This window comes from Micromonospora sp. NPDC051925 (genome assembly GCF_044548625.1).
Lineage (GTDB): Bacteria > Actinomycetota > Actinomycetes > Mycobacteriales > Micromonosporaceae > Micromonospora.
Window position 1 is genome coordinate 249,314 of the sequence record NZ_JBIUCH010000005.1, and the last position, 17,410, is coordinate 266,723.

Genomic DNA, 17,410 nt, shown 5'->3' on the forward strand with positions numbered 1-17,410 from the left:
CCGGGTAGCGTTTGCCCCGACAACACCGGCACGGCCTTCCGGGGGACGACTTGCTCATCACGGACGACTTCCTGCCCGTACCGGTCCCGGAGTCGCTCAGCGCGACCTACCTGGTGCCGATGGCGGGGTTGCCGCGGGTGAGCCCGAAGACCTCGGTACGGGGTCTGGCGGGCCGGCTCGCCGATCCGGTGTACGGCCTGGCCACGCAGATGCTGGACAGCCCGCTGATGTCGGTGGACACCCGGTCGATCGACGAGTTCCCGCAACTGCCGCCGGACCTGCTCACCGCGTTCGGGGCCACCGAGGCCCAGCTGGGCCGGCTCGCCGCCGCCAGCCACCTGGTGGTGGTGCAGGCCGAGTACCGGCCGGGTTGGCCGCCGGCGCACGAGTGGGCGGCCCGCGCGGTGGCCGCCGCCGTGGCCGAATCGGTCGACGGCGACGTGGTGGACGTGTTCGGGCTGCAGTTCCTCGACCCGGCGACGGCGCTGAAGTCGCTGCCGGACGCGCAGGGCCGCATCCGGCTGGTCGACTGGGTGCTGGTCCCCTACTCCTCGGACGCCGAGGGGCTGTGGTTCACCACCAAGGGGCTGCGCCGGTTCGGGCTGCTGGAGTTGCAGACCCAGGGGGTGCCCGACCACCTCACCCGGGCCTGGGGCGCGGTGCTGACCGGTGCCGCCCGCCGGCTGCTGCGGGACTGGACCGACGGACTCGCCGGCGAGGAGGTGCCGGCGTTCGTGCAGCTGCCGGTGCTGGCCACGGTGACCGGGCACGACATCGCGGTGGCGTACGGCAATCCGGAGCAGCACGGCGCGACGGCCCCGGTGCTGCTGCGGCTGGAGCTGGACCCGGCGACCGACCCGGAGGCCGACTCGTTCCTCAGTCTGCGTCCGCCCCTCGGCCACCCGGGACCGGACGGCCGCTACTACGCGGCGGCCTGCGCGACCCTCTTCTCCGGCATCGAGCCGGACGTCCGGTACGCCCGCTCCGGGGACGCGATGAGCAAGGCGATCGCCACCGCACGCGCCGGGCTGGACGACGTCCGGGCCCGGTTCCTCGCCGACGGGCTGCCGCCGGAGTCACAACTCGTGGTCAAGTACGGCCTGCCCGGCGAGGACGGCCCCGAGTACGTCTGGGCCGGGGTGAACTCGTGGGACGCCCCGGAGCGGATCGTCGGCGCGAGCGCCAGCGACGCCAACACCGACCCGACCGTGCGGATCGGCTCCCCGGTCGAGGTGCCGGTCACCGAGGTCGTCGACTGGGCGGTCCTGGACGGCACCGGCGTCATCGAGGGCGGCTGGACCCAGGCCGTCCTCGACGCCGGCGAACGCCCCCACCCCACCCACTAACCCCGCCCCTCCCCCCTCCCCGCCCCCGTCCCGTCCCCGCCCCCGCCCCCTCCCCCGCGCCCGGTGATCAAGAGGTTTGCGTCAGCATTTCGGGCCCGACATGACGCAAACCTCTTGATCACCGGGGCGGGGGAGGGGGAGGGGGCGGGGAGGGGGGGGAGGGAGGGGGAGGGGGTTAGCGGACTGAGGGGGTTACGAAGGGGGGGCGGGTCAGGCGCATCTGGGCGCGGCGGCCTCGGATGTCGACCTCGACCAGGTCGTCGTCGGCGAGTTCCGGGGCGGTGTCCAGGAGGGCCAGGGCGATGCCCTGCTTGCGCGTCGGGCTGAAGGTGCCGCTGGTGATCGCGCCGACCGGGGCGTCGCCGACGTACACGGTCATGCAGGCGCGCGGGATGGCCCGGTCGACGGCCACCAGGCCACGCAGCGTACGACGGGGGCCGGCGGCCTTCTCGGCACGCAGCGCGTCGCGGCCCCAGAAGGCCGGCTTGTCCCAGCCCACCGCCCAGCCGGACCGGCCCTGCACCGGGGTGATCTCCGGGGAGAGGTCCTGTCCGTGCAACGGGTACCCCATCTCGGTGCGCAGGGTGTCCCGGGCGCCCAGCCCGCAGGCCCGCAGGTCGAGACCCGCTCCGGCGGCGGACAACGCGTCCCAGACGGCGACGGCGTGCTCGGCCGGCACCACCAGCTCGTAGCCCAGCTCGCCGGTGTAGCCGGTCCGGCAGACGGTCAGCTCGGCACCGGCCAGCGTCGCCGGGGAGAAGCTCATGTAGTCGTGCCCGGTGGGCAGGGCCAGCGCGTCGAGCAGTTCGGCGCAGCGGGGGCCCTGCACGGCCAGCACGGCGTACCGGTCGTGCTCGTCGGTGACCTCGACGCCGGGCGGCGCGGCGGCGCGCAGCCGGCGTACCACCTCGGCGGTGTTCGCCGCGTTCGGGATGAGGAAGACGTGGTCGTCGGCGTACCGGTAGGCGATGATGTCGTCGACCACCCCGCCGGTGGCGTCGTCGCAGCAGAGCGTGTACTGCGCCCTGCCCGCCCCGATCCGGTCCAGGTCGTTGGTCAGGCAGGAGTTGACGAACCGCGCCGCGCCGGGGCCGCTGACCCGGGCCTTGCCCAGGTGCGAGACGTCGAAGACACCGACAGCCGTCCGCACCGCCGTGTGCTCCTTGAGCACGCCGCCGCCGGCGTACTCCAGCGGCATCTCCCAGCCCCCGAAGGGGGCGAACTTGGCGCCGAGCGCGGTGTGTCGCGCGTGCAGCGGGGAACGGCGCAGCCGGGTCACGGCGGCGTCGGAGGTCACGTCCGTCATGGGTGGCAACTTACCGGTGGGTGCGCCGCTGGTTAGCATCGGCGGGACCCGTCGGAACATCGGCGGGACGCACCCGCGCTCCGGCGGGTAGGTTGCCGCCGGAGACCATCACCGCCGGTACGCGACAGCCGCGGCCGGCCCGGCCCGCCCGGAGTAGCTTCAGTGACATCGTCCAGCACCACCCTCAGCCTGGTCGACACAGATCCCGCCGAACTCGGGGTCGACGCAATCGTGATCGGCGTGCACAGCCAGACCGCCGGCCCGGACGCCACGAGCGGTCCCGCCGGCACCCTGCTGCTGGCCGACGGTGCGGAGAGCATCGCCGCCGCCTTCGACGGCAAGCTGACCGCGACGCTGGCCCTGCTCGGCGCGACCGGTGGCCCCGGCGAGGTGATCAAGCTGGCCACGCTGGGCACCGTCACCGCCCCGCTGGTCGTGGCGGTCGGGTTGGGGCCGGAGCCGACCGGTGCCGCTCCCGGCCCGGAGACCCTGCGCCGGGCCGCCGGTGCCGCGGTCCGGGCGTTGGCCGGGGCGCCCCGGGTGGCGCTGAGTCTGCCGCTGCCCGACGACGCCGACGCTCCGGCCGCGCTGCGCGCGGTCGCCGAGGGCGCGTTGCTCGGCGGCTACCGGTTCGCCGGCTACAAGACCAAGCCGCAGCCGTCCCGGCGGGAGCCGGTGGCCGAGGTGCTGATCTCCGTGCCGGACGCCGCCGACGCGACCGCCCGCGCCGAGGTCGACCGGGCCACCGCGGTGGCCGGTGCGGTGCGGACCAGCCGGGACTGGGTCAACACCGCGCCGAACGAGTTGCGCCCGCCGGCCTTCGCCGAGGCCGTCGCCACGGCCGCGCGCGCCGCCGGGCTCGACGTCGAGGTGCTGGACGAGGCGGAGCTGCGCGCCGGCGGGTACGGCGGCATCACCGCCGTCGGGCAGGGCTCGGAGGCCCCGCCGCGCCTGGTGAAGCTGACCTGGACCCCGCCGGGTGAGACCAACGGCAAGCGGGTGGCGCTGGTCGGCAAGGGCATCACCTTCGACACCGGCGGCATCTCGATCAAGTCGGCGCAGGGCATGTGGGAGATGAAGTCCGACATGGCCGGGGCGGCGGCCGTCGGCGCGGCGATGCTGGCGATCGCGGCGCTCAAGCCGTCCGTGACGGTGACGGCCTACCTGCCGATGGCGGAGAACATGCCGTCGGGCACCAGCTACCGGCCGGGCGACGTGATCACCATGTTCAACGGCAAGAGGGTCGAGGTGCTCAACACCGACGCCGAGGGCCGGATGATCCTGGGCGACGCCATGGCCCGCGCCTGCGCCGACGGCACCGACTACCTGTTCGAGACCTCCACCCTCACCGGCGGCCAGGTGATCGCGCTGGGCAAGCGGATCGCCGGGGTGATGGGCACCCCCGAGCTGTGCGAGCGGGTGCAGGTGGCCGGCGACGCGGTCGGCGAGCCGGCCTGGCCGATGCCGCTGCCGGACGACGTACGCAAGGGCATGGACTCGGACGTGGCGGACATCTCGCAGGTCAACGCGGGCATGGACCGGGCCGGCCACATGCTGCAGGGCGGGGTGTTCCTGCGCGAGTTCGTCACCGACGAGGTGGCCTGGGCACACATCGACATCGCCGGGCCGGGCTACCACTCGGGCGAGCCGACCGGTTACTGGACCAAGGGCGGCACCGGCGTGCCGGTCCGCACCCTGGTGCAGTTGGTCGAGGACGTCGCCGCCAACGGCTGACGGATGTGCGACACGACGGGGCGCCCCTGGGCGCCCCGTCCGCGTCTCCCGGCCGGGGCGGCTGCCGGGCGGGCGGCGTTCCCCGGGCCGCCGGCGCCCCCGGCGGGGCGGCGCTCGCCTGCCGGGCGTCGTCGACGAGCTGGCCGACCTGATGATGGTCGCCCCCCGCGATGCCCGCTGTCAGAACAGCTCGGGCCGGCGTTTGCGGCGTTCGTTGTAGTCGCGCATCCGCTGCGGGTAGCCCATCAGCCGGACGTCGTAGATCGGGATGGCCAGGGCGTGCGCGAAGCGGCGGGCCCCGTCCGGGCCGTCGATGCGCCGCCGGGTCCACTCGCCGTCGTCGGCGATCAGGATCACGGTGGTCTCGGTGACCGTGGTCCGGGGTTCGAGGAACGCCTCGACGCCCCGCCGGGTGCGCGCGAAGTTGGCCAGGTGATCCAGGTCGGCACGGTCGACCGGCCGGTCACGGTTGGCCGCGGTCGGCGGTTTGCGTCGCCGGAACAGCGCCACCGAGCATCTCCTCTCCCCCGTCCGTCATCGAGGACGATGCCAAGAGTACGTGTCGACGACGTGTCGTTGGGCACCTCGGTACGCGCTGCGGACGGGCAAGTGACAAGATGACCGAGGTGGGGTCTGCCCGTGCCGCCCCGCCGTGACCCCCCGATGCAGCGAAGCGACCAGGGAGTTGGACGTGAGCGAGCCGAACGACGCAACCTTCGACATCGTCATTCTCGGAGGTGGCAGCGGCGGCTACGCGGCGGCGCTGCGTGCCGCACAGCTGGACCTCTCCGTCGCGCTGATCGAGAAGGGCAAGCTCGGCGGCACCTGCCTGCACAACGGCTGCATTCCGACCAAGGCGCTCTTGCACGCCGCCGAGATCGCCGACCAGACCCGTGAGTCGGAGCAGTTCGGCATCAAGGCCGAGCTGGTCGGCGTCGACATGGCCGGGGTCAACTCGTACAAGGACGGGGTGATCTCCCGGCTGTACAAGGGCCTCCAGGGGCTGGTCGGCGGCAACAAGAAGATCACCTTCGTGGCGGGCGCGGGCAAGCTGGTCGGCAGGAACGTCGTCGAGGTGGACGGCAAGCGCTACACCGGCCGCAACGTCATCCTGGCCTCCGGCTCGTACGCGAAGACCCTGCCCGGCCTGGAGGTCGACGGCGAGCGGATCATCACCAGCGACCACGCGCTGACCCTGGACCGGGTTCCGACGTCGGCGATCGTCCTGGGCGGCGGCGTGATCGGCGTCGAGTTCGCCAGCGTGTGGAGGTCCTTCGGGGTGGACGTGACCATCGTCGAGGCGCTGCCCCGGCTGGTCGCCGCCGAGGACGAGGAGTCGTCGAAGGCGCTGGAGCGGGCGTTCCGCAAGCGGAAGATCAACTTCAAGGTCGGCAAGCCGTTCGAGAAGGTCGAGAAGACCGACAACGGCGTCAAGCTGACCATCGCCGGCGGCGAGACCGTCGAGGCCGAGCTGCTGCTGGTCGCTGTCGGCCGGGGCCCGACCACCGCCGGTCTCGGGTACGAGGAGCAGGGCGTCAAGCTCGACCGGGGTTACGTGCTGACCGACGAGCGGCTGCGCACCGGCGTACCGAACGTCTACGCGGTCGGCGACATCGTGCCCGGCCTCCAGCTCGCCCACCGGGGCTTCCAGCAGGGCATCTTCGTCGCCGAGGAGATCGCCGGCCGGAACCCGGCCGTGATCGACGAGGCCGGCATCCCGCGCGTCACCTACTCCGACCCCGAGCTGGCGTCGGTGGGCCTGACCGAGGCGAAGGCCAAGGAGCAGTACGGCGACAAGGTCAAGACCTACAGCTACAACCTGGGTGGCAACGGCAAGAGCCAGATCCTCAAGACCGCCGGTTTCGTGAAGCTGGTACGGGTCGAGGACGGCCCGGTGGTCGGCGTGCACATGGTCGGCGCCCGGGTCGGTGAGCTGATCGGCGAGGCGCAGCTCATCTACAACTGGGAGGCCTACCCGGCGGAGGTGGCGCAGCTTGTGCACGCCCACCCGACCCAGAACGAGGCCCTGGGCGAGGCGCACCTGGCCCTGGCCGGCAAGCCGCTGCACGCGCACGCCTGACCCACACTCATTCCGCGACGCCGGCGGCAAGCGGGCGAGGATCGCACCAGGCCACGAAGGAGTTTCAGAACATGCCGGTATCGGTCACCATGCCTCGGCTCGGCGAGAGCGTCACCGAGGGCACCGTCACCCGCTGGCTCAAGCAGGAGGGCGAGACCGTCGAGGTCGACGAGCCGCTGCTCGAGGTCTCCACCGACAAGGTCGACACCGAGATCCCCTCCCCCGCGGCGGGGGTGCTGAGCCGGATCGTGGTCGGTGAGGACGAGACCGCCGAGGTGGGCAGCGAGCTGGCCGTCATCTCCGGCGAGGGCGAGTCGGCCGGTGCCGCAGCCCCCCAGGAGGACGGCGAGGCCGCCCCGCAGAAGCAGGCCGAGCCGGCCACCGAGCCGACGGCCGCCGCCGAGGGCACCGGCCCGGAGCCGGAGCAGGAGCAGCCGGCGGCGCAGGCCGCCCCGGCGTCCTCGGGCGAGGGCACTGCGGTGAAGATGCCGGCCCTGGGCGAGAGCGTCACCGAGGGCACCGTCACCCGTTGGCTCAAGCAGGTCGGCGAGACCGTCGAGGTCGACGAGCCGCTGCTCGAGGTCTCCACCGACAAGGTCGACACCGAGATCCCGTCGCCGGTCGCCGGCACCGTCCTGGAGATCAAGGTCCCCGAGGACGAGACCGCCGCCGTCGGCGCGGACCTGGCAGTCATCGGCACGGCGGGCGCAGCCCCGGCCGAGCCGGAGCCGGAGCCCGCCCCGAAGGCGGCGGCCCAGCCCGCGCCGAAGGCCGAGCCGAAGCCGGAGCCCCAGGTCGCCGAGCCGACCCCGGGCGCGGCATACAACGAGCCGGCCGTCGAGGCCGAGTCGGCGGCGCAGCCGGCAGAGGCCGAGCAGGCCGCCCAGCCGACCGCGCCCACGCCCACGCCGGGGCGGTCGGCCGCCCAGAACGGCGGCGAGGAGACCGCCGGTTACGTGACCCCGCTGGTACGCAAGCTGGCGGGCGCGCACGGCGTCGACCTGGCCTCGGTCAACGGCACCGGTGTCGGCGGCCGGATCCGCAAGCAGGACGTGCTGGAGGCGGCGGAGAAGGCCAAGGCGGCGAAGGCCGCCCCGGCTCCGGCGGCACAGCCGGCCGCCACGGCGGCCCCGGCCACGCCGGCGGCGAAGCCGCAGCCGAGCGGCAAGCGGGGCACCACCGAGAAGCTGCCCCGCATCCGCAAGGCCATCGCCACCCGGTTGCAGCAGTCGCTGCACGAGATGGCGCAGCTCACCACGGTGATCGAGGTGGACGTCACCCGGATCGCCAAGCTGCGGGCGCAGGCGAAGGACTCGTTCCAGCAGCGGCACGGTGTGAAGCTGTCGTTCCTGCCGTTCTTCGCCCTGGCGGCCATCGAGGCCCTGCAGACGTACCCGATCGTGAACGCCAGGATGGACCTCGACGCGGGCACCATCACCTACCCCGACGGCGAGAACCTCGGCATCGCGGTGGACACCGAGCGGGGTCTGCTGACGCCGGTCATCCACAACGCCGGTGACCTCAACCTGGGCGGCATCGCCAAGCGGGTCGCGGACCTGGCCGAGCGGACCCGGACCAACAAGATCAGCCCGGACGAGATCGCCGGGGCGACCTTCACGCTGACCAACACCGGTAGCCGGGGCGCTCTCTTCGACACCCCGATCGTGCCGTCGCCGCAGTCGGCGATGCTCGGCACCGGTGCCGTGGTGAAGCGCCCGGTCGCGGTGAACGACCCGAACCTGGGCGAGGTCGTCGCGGTCCGCTCGATGGTCTACCTGGCCCTGTCCTACGACCACCGGCTGATCGACGGTGCCGACGCGGCCCGTTTCCTGGTCGCGGTCAAGGAGCGGCTGGAGGGCGGCAACTTCGAGGCCGAACTGGGCCTGTAACACGCGTCCGCGAAGGCGCCCCGGTCGGTCGACCAGGGCGCCTTCGTCGTCCCGGCACCACGCGGAGCACAGCGAACACGCACCACCTGGCGACCACACGAGGCGCAGGGCCGGGGGGTCGGCTGCCGGCCCGACCTGCTGACGGCAGCGCCGCGCCGGTACGGGACCGGCTGGGTCGAATCCCGCCCTGGGTCCACCCCGCGCTGCCAGAGTGAACGGATGGACGGTGGACGGCGGCGCGGCAGGCTCGGCCCGGCCGTGGCCATCGCCCCCGGCGCCCGGGTCGACAAGTTCGAGGTCTTCTTCGACCTGGTCTTCGTCGTCTCGTTCTTCATCATCACCCGGGCCACCCTCGCCGAGATCACCGGTCGGCAGCTGCTGCACGCGGGCCTGGTGCTCGCCGTGCTCTGGTGGTGTTGGGTGGTGCACAGCCTGGCCGCCACCCGGCTGCGGCTCGGTGAGGGCTTCGTCCCGGTGCTGATGGTGGCCGCGATGGCCTCGCTGTTCGCGTTCGCGCTGGCCCTGCCGCAGGCGTTCAGCACCCCGCAGGGAGGTCTCGCCGGGCCACTGCTGGTGGCGGTCGGCTACGTGGTCTTCCGGGGCGTGCACGTGGCGCTGTTCCTGCTCGCCGCCCGCGACAACCCGGCCGGCCGGCGACATCTGGTCCACTTCCTGCCGGAGCTGGTGGGCAGCACCCTGCTGCTGCTGGCGGCGGCGCTGGTCCCGGCGGCGATCGACGACCCGCACCGGGCCGGGCTGGTCCGGGACGTACTCTGGATCATGGTGGTGCTGGTCCAGTACGGCACCGGGCTGGTCGCCAGCACCTGGGGCTGGGCCGTGACCTCGGCCGAACACTGGATCGAACGGTACGACCTGATCCTGATCATCGCGCTGGGTGAGTCGATCGTCGCGGTCGGCGTCGAGGGCAACATCCTCGGCAAACCGGTCAGCTGGCCCGGGGTCACCGGGGCCACGCTCAGCATCGTGATCGCCGCCGCGCTCTGGTGGGCCCACTTCGACCTGATCGGCCCGGCCGCCCGGATCGCCCTGCACGCGGCGACCGGCCGTCCCCGGATGACCATGGCGAGGGACGCCTACGCATACCTCTACCTGCCGATGATCTCCGGCATCATCCTGTTGGCCATCGGCAGCGCGGAGCTGGTCAGGGCGGTCACCGACCCGGCCGGCGGGGTCTGGGAGAAGGCCCACGGCCCGGCCGTCCCGCTGCTCTTCGGCGGGGTGATCTGCTACCTCGCCAGCAACATGCTGTTCCAGCTCCGCACCCTGCACACGCTCAGCTGGAGCCGGGTCGGCGTGCTGGTGGTGCTCGCCGCCGGCCTGCCGGTCGCGGCGGGCCGGTCGGCGCTGGGTGCGCTCGCGCTGCTGACCGTCATCTGCGTCGGCCTGATCGCGGTGGAGGTGACGGCCACGGGCAGCTCCCGGCAGGCCCTGCGCCAGGCCGTGCACGAGGAGCGGGTCAACCACGAGGCGCAGGAGGCCGCCTGGCGGGCCCGCTGGCACGAGGAGGGGCCGGACAGCGCGCCGGACACGTCGTAGGATGACCCGAGCGTCGCGGTGCGCCCGGCAAGGAGACGGCCGAGGGCATGGAGGCGCGGAACAGCAGGGAACCCATGTGCACGCCGATTCCACCCCGGCCGGCCGCCTGATCGCGCTCGGGCAGCAACTGGTCGAGATCCACCTCTGGCTCCTCGACGAACTCGACCAGCTCCGTGCCGGCCTCGACGGTGCGCCGCCGGCCGGCGCGGGCCGACCCCCGGCCGATCCCGACGGCCGACCCCCGGCCGATCCCGACGGCGGGCCGCCGGCTGCGGGCCGACTACGCAGCCTGCGTGCCCACTGCCTCAGCTTCTGCTCCGCGCTCACCCGGCACCACACCGGCGAGGACGCCGGCGCGTTCCGGGTGCTCGCCGACGAGGTGCCCGAACTGCGCCCGGTGCTGGACAGGCTCACCCAGGACCATCGCATGGTCGACTGGATCGTGCGCCGGATCGAGGCGCTGGTCGCCGACCCGCCGACCGACGACCCGGCGGCCCTCGACCGGGTACGCGACGAGCTGGACGGCCTCGGCGCCATCCTCGGCTCGCACTTCCGCTACGAGGAACGCACCCTCACCGCCGCCCTCGACGCGCTCGGTGACCGGGCCGGCGGCACCGAGGAACTGCTCGGGGTGGAGCCACCACCGGACTGGTGAACCACGGCGGTGATTCTCCGGTTGGCAGAATCCGGGCCCGGAGGATGGCCGGGACGGTCCACGACGGCGAAGCTGAACCGGTGACCGTCTTCTCGCTCCAGGCCACCCCGACCGATGCGGCGAGCTGGGTCGACCTCGCCCGTCGGGCCGAGGCGGCCGGCTTCGACGCCCTGCTCGCCGCCGACCACCCGGGCGACGTGACGTCCCCGTTCGTCGCCCTCGCCGCCGCCGCGTCGGTGACCACCACGATCGGACTCGGCTCGTACGTGTCGAACCTGGGCGTCCGGGAGCCGATCCTGCTCGCCGCCGACGTGGCCACCCTCGACCTGGTCTCCGGCGGGCGGGCCCGGCTCGGCGTCGGCGCCGGTCACACCCCCGCCGAGTGGGCCGCCGTCGGCCGGGTACGCCCCGACGTGGCCGGTCGGGTCCGCCGCTGCGTGGCCGTCGCCGAGGCGGTCCGCGCCCTGCTCGACGGTTCCCCGGTGACGGTCGACTCCCCCGACCTGGTCGCCCGGGACGCCCGGCTGACCTCGCCCCGACCCGTGCAGGACCGCATCCCGCTGACCATGGGCACCGCCAACTCGACGCTGCTGCGCTGGGCCGGCGCGCACGCCGACGTGGTCGGGCTGACCGGCTTCGGGCGTACCCTCGCCGACGGTCACCAGCACGACGCGCGCTGGCGGACCGACCAGATCGAGGCGCAGCTCGCCCACGTCGCCGCCGGTGCGGCCGGCCGGGACCGACCACCGGCGTTGGAGGCGCTGGTGCAGACGGTGGTGGTCACCGACGACGCCGAGGCCGCCGCCGCCGACCAGGCCACCCGGCTCGGCCTGACCGTCGCCGAACTGCTGGCCACCCCGTTCGTGCTGATCGGCACGGTGGACGAGATCGTCGCGGCGGTCGCGGCGCACCGACGTCGCTGGGGCGTCACCCGCTTCGTCGTACGCCGGGACGCCCTCGAACCGCTCACCCCGGTGCTGGCCCGGTCGGCCTGAGGTCGATGCGCGGCCCGTTCGACGCCAACCGGACTCCGGGGTTGGCAGGTCGGTCAGCGGGCCGGGGTCGACCCGGTGATGCCCTGGTAGAAGCGGATCTTCTCGCGCAGGTGGTCGTACTGGCGCTGGAGCAGCGTCATCTGCTCCTCGACCCGGGTGGCGTGCCGTTCCAGCAGTTCCTGCCGTTCCCGGATGGTGTGCTCGCCGTCGCGGGCCAGCTCGGCGTAGCGGCACATCTCGGCGATCGGCATGCCGGTGTCGCGCAGGCAACGGAAGATCACAAGCCAGCTCAGGTCGTCGTCGGTGAAGACCCGACGGCCACCCGAGGTGCGCCCGATGCCACTGAGCAGGCCGATCTTCTCGTAGTAGCGAAGGGTGTCGAGGCTGAACCCGCTGCGCCGGGCGGCTTCCGAGGGCGGATACATGACTGGAGATTAACGCTTGACCTGGAGTGCGCTCCAGCTTGAAAACTGGCCGGCATGACGATGACACGGACTCTGGGCCGCAGCGGAATCGAGGTCGGCGCGGTCGGCATGGGGTGCTGGGCGATCGGTGGCCCGCTCTGGGGCGACGGCGGCCAGCCGTTCGGCTGGGGCGAGGTGGACGACGACGAGTCGATCGCCACCATCCACCAGGCCCTCGACCTGGGTGTCACCCTCTTCGACACGGCCAGCAACTACGGTGCCGGGCACAGCGAGCGGGTGCTGGGCCGCGCCCTCGCCGGTCGGCGCGACCGGGCGGTGATCACCACCAAGTTCGGCAACCGTTCCGACGAGGCGACCCGCCGGTGGATCGGCGTCGACACCGCCCCGGCCTACGCGGTGACCAGCCTGGAGGAGTCGCTGCGCCGGCTCGGCACCGACCACGTCGACCTCTACCTGCTGCACGTCAACGACCTGCCGGCGTCCGCCGCGCTCGACCTGGTCGACACCCTGGAGGGCCTGGTCACCCAGGGCAAGATCCGGGGGTACGGCTGGAGCACCGACAACCCGGCGTCGGCGCGGGCGTTCGCCGGGGCGGGGCCGCACTGCGTCGCGGTCGAGCACGACGAGTCGGTGCTCAACGACAACCCGGAGATGCTCGCGGTCTGCGACGCGTTCGACCTGGCCAGCCTCAACCGGGGGCCGCTCGCGATGGGCCTGCTCACCGGGGCGACCCGGGCGCCGGGCCGCGACGACGTGCGGGGACAGGCGCCGGAGTGGCTGGTCTGGTTCACCGACGGACGGCCCACCCCCGAGTGGTCGGCCCGGGTGGAGGCGATCCGGGCGGCGTTGACCTCGGACGGCCGCACCCTCACCCAGGGGGCGTTGGGCTGGCTGCTGGCCCGCAGCCCTCGGACGGTGCCGATCCCCGGCTGCCGGACGGTGGCGCAGGCCCGGGAGAACTTCGCCACCCTCGCCCTCGGTCCGCTGCCGGCGGACGCGTTCGCCGAGGTGGAGCGGCTCCTCGCCGACCTGCGCCCGGTCCCCGCCGGCTGAGCCGAACCGTGCGCCCCCGCACCGCGCCGGCCCCGCCCCGCGCGAGCCGGTCGGCAGGCCCACCCCGCCTGCGGAGCCGCCCGTGCGGCCCACCCGCCGAGCAGGACAGGCGTTCGGCGCATCCGATCGGGTCCGCGTACCCGAAGATGGGGGCATGCGGATCCTCATGGCCGGCGCGTCCGGCTTCCTCGGCACCCGGTTGGTCGACCGTCTCACCGCCGACGGGCACCAGGTCACCCGGCTGGTCCGGCGGTCGCCGCGCACCCCCGACGAACGGCGGTGGGATCCGGCCGCCGGGCAGCTCGACCCGGCCGTGGTGGCCGGGGCCGAGGCGGTGGTCAACCTGGCCGGGGCCGGGGTCGGCGACAAGCGGTGGAGCGACGACTACCGCAGGGTGATCCGGTCCAGCCGGGTGGACAGCACCACCACGTTGGCCGTCACGATCGCCGGGTTGCCGGCGGCGGATCGGCCCCGGGCGCTGCTCAACGCCTCGGCGGTCGGCTGGTACGGCAACACCGGTGACCGGGTGGTCGAGGAGGACGCCCCGGCGGGCGAAGGCTTCCTGTCCGACGTGTGCCGGGTCTGGGAGGCGGCGACCCGGCCGGCCGAGGACGCCGGGGTACGGGTGGTGCGGCTGCGGACCGGTCTGCCGCTGCACCGCGACGGCGGGTTGCTCAAGCCGCAGTTGCTGCCGTTCAAGCTGGGCATCGCCGGGAAGCTGGGCAGTGGCCGGCAGTGGCTGCCGTGGATCTCGCTGCGGGACTGGCTGGACGCCACGGTGTTCCTGCTGACCGCCGAGGGGATCGCCGGCCCGGTCAACGTCGTCGGCCCGCACCCGGTCACCAACGCCGAGTTCACCAAGGAGTTGGCCCGCCAACTGCACCGCCCGGCGATCGTCCCGATTCCCGCGCTCGCCCTGAAGGTAGCCCTGGGCGGCTTCGCCCAGGAGGCCCTGACCAGCGCCCGGGTCCTCCCCACCGTCCTCACCCACGCCCACTACCCCTGGACCCACCCCACCCTCCCCCCCGCCCTCCAAGCCGCCCTAACCCCCTAACCCCCCACCCCCACCCCCACCTCCCCACCCCCACCTCCCCGCCCCCACCCACCCCCTCCCCCAGCCCCGGTGATCAAGAGGTTTACGTCAAAGTTGATCTCCAAGCTGACGCAAACCTCTTGATCACCGCGGAGGGCCGGGGTGGGGTGGGGGTGGGGGTGGGGTGGGGGTGGGGTGGGGGTGGGGTGGGGGTGGGGTGGGGGTGGGGTACGGGCAGGGCGGCGTACTTGTGCCAGACGGAGTTGGTGATGTAGCCGGCGGCGTTCTGGGTGCAGCAGTGCAGCAGCACCACGGCCGGCGCGTCGGCCGGCAGACCGTCCGGGCGGTACGCGTACAAGGCGCCCGGCGAGCGCTCCGGCGAGCCGGGTGAGGGTGGATGAACGGCGACGCACGGCGGTCTCCCGTCGCGATGTGAACCGGGTCACCTCAGGTTGCCGCGACGCTACATCCGTGTTGCGAAGCAGCGACATGACCACCGCTCACACATTCACCATCGGCGATGCGGTGGGCGGCGGGGCCGATTGCCGCGCGGAGCCGAGGTTGCGGGTCCGACCGGTGGGTCCAGTTCCGGTTGGTAACGTCCGCTCCGTGCCGACCTCCCCGACCCTGGCCGCCGACCAACCGCCCACCGCCGCGCCCGGCACCGGCCGAGGACGACGGGCCGACCTGATCGTGGTGATCGTCGCGGTGGCGCTGGCGATCTGGGTCACCAGCGGGCTGTGGCGCGACCCGAACCAGCGGGCGATCACCGTGAACTCCAGCGACCAGGCACTCTTCGAGTGGCTGCTCGCCTTCGGCGGGCACGCGCTCACCCACGGGGAGAACCCGCTCTTCACTCACCTGCTCAACGTGCCGGACGGGGTGAACCTCGCCGTCAACACCTCGATCACCGTGTACGCGGTGGTCTTCGCGCCGCTGACGTACCTGATCGGACCGCCGGCGACGTTCCTGGTGATCCTCACCCTCAACCTGGCCGCCACCGCGCTGGCCTGGTACTGGCTGCTTTCCCGGCACCTGGTCGGCAGCCGGCTGGCGGCGGGCGTCGGGGCGCTGTTCATCGCCTTCTCCCCCGGCATGGTCGCGCACGCCAACGCCCACCTGAACTGGACCGCCGGCTGGCTGGTGCCCCTACTGGTGTACGGGGTGTTCGCGCTGCGCCGCCCGGGGCGCTGGCGGCGGGGCGGCATCGTCCTCGGCGTGCTGGTCGCGGTGGCCTTCTCGATCGCCGCCGAAGGGCTGTTCTTCACCGCCCTGGCGATCGCCGTCTTCCTCACCGTCTGGGCGCTGCACCCGGCCCACCGGGTCCGGGCCCGCGCCGCGCTGCCAGACTTCCTGCGCGGGCTGGGAGTGACCGCACTGGTCGCCGGGGTGCTGCTGGCGTACCCGCTGTGGCTGCACTTCGCCGGGCCGCAGCGGTTCCACGGCACCGGCTTCGACCCGGTCATCCACTCCGAGGACATCGCCGCGTTCGGGGCGTACCCGAGCCGCTCGCTGGCCGGGGCGGTCGGGTTGGGTACCTCGCTGGCGCCCAACCCGACCGAGGAGAACAGTTTCTTCGGGCTGCCGCTGCTGCTGCTCGCCGTGGCCTGCTTCGGGATGCTGTGGCGGCGGGCCAGCCCCGGCCGACGGGCCACGCTGACCGCGCTGGGGGTCACCGCCGTGGTCTTCGCGGTGCTCTCCTGGGGGCCGCTGGCCAAGTGGAACGGGCGGCGCACCGGCCAACTGCTGCCCTTCGGGGTGCTGGACAACCTGCCGGTGGTCAACGCCGCCCTGCCGTCCCGGCTGGCCCTGGTGGTCGCCCCGGTGATCGGGGTGCTGCTGGCGTACACCATCGACCGGTTGCGGACGACGCCGCCGGGCCGGACGGCGGCCTGGGCGTGGCAGGTCGGGTTCGCGGCGGCGTTGCTGCCGCTGCTGCCCACCCCGCTGCTGACCAGCGTCCGCCCGCCGGTGCCGGAGTTCGTCACCGCCGGCACCTGGCGGCAGTACGTCTCACCGGGCGGGGTGCTCACCCCGATCCCGCTGACCCTCGACGTCACCCCGGACGGTCAACGCTGGCAGGCGTACGCCCTGGCGCACCGGCAGGGCGAGTTCCGGCTGCCCGCCGGCTTCTTCCTCGGCCCCGGCGGCCCCGACGGGCGGGGCCGGATCGGCCCGCCGCCGCGCACCTTCGACACCCTGATGGACCAGGCCGGCCGGACCGGCCTGGTGCCGATCATCACCGAGGGCAGCATCCGCCTCTCCCGGGCCGACCTGCGCTACTGGGGGGTCGAGGCGGTCGTGCTCCCCGACGAGGTGCACGGGGCCAAGTACGACCTCGACGAGGACGCCCTGCGCCGCACCGCCACGGCACTGCTCGGCGAACCCCGCCGGGTGGACGACGTCTGGCTCTGGACCGTCCCCGCCTCGTGACGCGACGAGGCTCACGGGTCGGGGCACGGGTGGGCGGGGCTAGGGTGGTGGGGTGAGCGTGACGACTTCCGGGGTGACCGCTGTCCGGGCGGGTGTGGTCGACTATTCGTCCGCGTGGGACGAGCAGCGGCGGCTGCACGCCTCGGTGGTGGCCGGCGAGCGCGGCGACACCGTGCTGCTGCTGGAACACCCGAGCGTCTACACCGCCGGCAAGCGCACCGAGCCCTGGGACCGGCCGATGGACGGCACCCCCGTCGTCGACGTCGACCGGGGCGGCAAGATCACCTGGCACGGGCCGGGGCAGCTCGTCGGCTATCCGATCGTCCGGCTGCCCGACCCGGTCGACGTGGTCGCCTACGTCCGCCGCACCGAGCAGTTGCTGATCGACGTCTGCGCCGAGTTCGGGCTGGCCGCCGGCCGGGTCGAGGGGCGCAGTGGCGTCTGGGTGCCCGACGACGACCGGGGCCCGGCCCGCAAGGTGGCCGCCATCGGCATCCGGGTCGCCCGCGGGGTCACCCAGCACGGCTTCGCGATCAACTGCGACTGCGACCTGTCGTACTACGACCGGATCGTGCCCTGCGGCATCGCCGACGCCGGCACCACCTCGCTCACCGCCGAACTGGGCCGTCGAGTCCCGGTGGCGGAGGTCCTCCCCGTGGTGGAACGGCACCTGCCCACCCTGCTCGGCTGACGGTGAGCAGGGCGGCTTCGGTTCAGCGGTGACAAGAGCCGACAGCTGGCAGCAGCGGGTGCGGTCCTCCGTCTGACCGGCCTGCCACCGCCCCCACCACCCCGCTGCTGGCCGCCTGGTCGCGGCCTGTCGACTGCTGGCGGCCTGCTGTCCAGAGCGGCTCGCCGGGCCGTGTCGTCCCGTGGCGCGGGCGGTTCCGGCGGCCGAGGGCCG

General features: G+C 73.5%; 14 protein-coding genes. 11 read left to right on the forward strand and 3 right to left on the reverse strand.

The window, feature by feature from the left end:
• Positions 1-50 precede the first annotated feature (50 nt).
• Positions 51-1,346: a DUF2314 domain-containing protein gene (locus ACIG87_RS09170; protein ID WP_396849605.1), complete on the forward strand. Its 1,296-nt coding sequence runs from the start codon at positions 51-53 to the stop codon at positions 1,344-1,346.
• 175 nt (positions 1,347-1,521) lie between these two features.
• Here the strand turns inward: ACIG87_RS09170 and gcvT are convergent, their stop codons facing one another.
• Positions 1,522-2,652 (reverse strand): glycine cleavage system aminomethyltransferase GcvT, encoded by a 1,131-nt coding sequence (gcvT, locus tag ACIG87_RS09175; RefSeq protein WP_396849607.1) that lies wholly within the window; start codon positions 2,650-2,652, stop codon positions 1,522-1,524.
• A 162-nt stretch (positions 2,653-2,814) separates the two neighbouring features.
• Between gcvT and ACIG87_RS09180 the strand changes: the two genes are divergently transcribed.
• Complete coding sequence (locus tag ACIG87_RS09180; RefSeq protein ID WP_396849609.1) at positions 2,815-4,386, forward strand: leucyl aminopeptidase; 1,572 nt, start codon at positions 2,815-2,817, stop codon at positions 4,384-4,386.
• A gap of 180 nt (positions 4,387-4,566) precedes the next feature.
• Here the strand turns inward: ACIG87_RS09180 and ACIG87_RS09185 are convergent, their stop codons facing one another.
• Positions 4,567-4,896 carry a hypothetical protein gene (locus ACIG87_RS09185; protein ID WP_396849610.1) on the reverse strand — a complete coding sequence of 110 codons (330 nt, stop codon included), beginning with the start codon at positions 4,894-4,896 and terminating at the stop codon, positions 4,567-4,569.
• Positions 4,897-5,038: 142 nt separating this feature from the next.
• Between ACIG87_RS09185 and lpdA the strand changes: the two genes are divergently transcribed.
• The 5 genes from lpdA (at position 5,039) to ACIG87_RS09210 (ending at position 11,562) form a co-directional block, all read left to right on the forward strand.
• On the forward strand, positions 5,039-6,466 hold the full coding sequence (gene lpdA, locus ACIG87_RS09190; RefSeq protein WP_396849612.1) for a dihydrolipoyl dehydrogenase: 1,428 nt from the start codon (positions 5,039-5,041) through the stop codon (positions 6,464-6,466).
• Positions 6,467-6,537: 71 nt separating this feature from the next.
• Complete coding sequence (gene sucB / locus ACIG87_RS09195; protein ID WP_396849613.1) at positions 6,538-8,355, forward strand: 2-oxoglutarate dehydrogenase, E2 component, dihydrolipoamide succinyltransferase; 1,818 nt, start codon at positions 6,538-6,540, stop codon at positions 8,353-8,355.
• A 219-nt stretch (positions 8,356-8,574) separates the two neighbouring features.
• A complete protein-coding gene (locus ACIG87_RS09200; RefSeq protein WP_396849615.1) occupies positions 8,575-9,912 on the forward strand; it encodes a low temperature requirement protein A in 1,338 nt (445 codons plus the stop codon).
• A 76-nt stretch (positions 9,913-9,988) separates the two neighbouring features.
• On the forward strand, positions 9,989-10,567 hold the full coding sequence (locus tag ACIG87_RS09205; protein WP_396849616.1) for a hemerythrin domain-containing protein: 579 nt from the start codon (positions 9,989-9,991) through the stop codon (positions 10,565-10,567).
• Positions 10,568-10,647: 80 nt separating this feature from the next.
• Entirely contained in the window at positions 10,648-11,562 is a 915-nt protein-coding gene (locus ACIG87_RS09210; protein ID WP_396849617.1) for an LLM class flavin-dependent oxidoreductase, read from the forward strand.
• A gap of 53 nt (positions 11,563-11,615) precedes the next feature.
• Here the strand turns inward: ACIG87_RS09210 and ACIG87_RS09215 are convergent, their stop codons facing one another.
• On the reverse strand, positions 11,616-11,987 hold the full coding sequence (locus ACIG87_RS09215; RefSeq protein WP_396849619.1) for a MerR family transcriptional regulator: 372 nt from the start codon (positions 11,985-11,987) through the stop codon (positions 11,616-11,618).
• Between the two features lie 54 nt (positions 11,988-12,041).
• Here ACIG87_RS09215 and ACIG87_RS09220 point away from each other — a divergent pair, with 54 nt between their 5' ends.
• From ACIG87_RS09220 to lipB, 4 genes are all read left to right on the forward strand, one after another.
• Positions 12,042-13,040 (forward strand): aldo/keto reductase, encoded by a 999-nt coding sequence (locus tag ACIG87_RS09220; protein ID WP_396849621.1) that lies wholly within the window; start codon positions 12,042-12,044, stop codon positions 13,038-13,040.
• Between the two features lie 154 nt (positions 13,041-13,194).
• Entirely contained in the window at positions 13,195-14,094 is a 900-nt protein-coding gene (locus ACIG87_RS09225) for a TIGR01777 family oxidoreductase (protein ID WP_396849623.1), read from the forward strand.
• 588 nt (positions 14,095-14,682) lie between these two features.
• The gene (locus ACIG87_RS09230; protein ID WP_396849625.1) at positions 14,683-16,506 is read left to right on the forward strand and encodes a DUF2079 domain-containing protein; all 1,824 of its coding nucleotides are present in this window, start codon (positions 14,683-14,685) and stop codon (positions 16,504-16,506) included.
• Positions 16,507-16,558: 52 nt separating this feature from the next.
• Entirely contained in the window at positions 16,559-17,197 is a 639-nt protein-coding gene (lipB, locus tag ACIG87_RS09235) for a lipoyl(octanoyl) transferase LipB (RefSeq protein WP_396849626.1), read from the forward strand.
• The last annotated feature ends 213 nt before the right edge of the window (positions 17,198-17,410 follow it).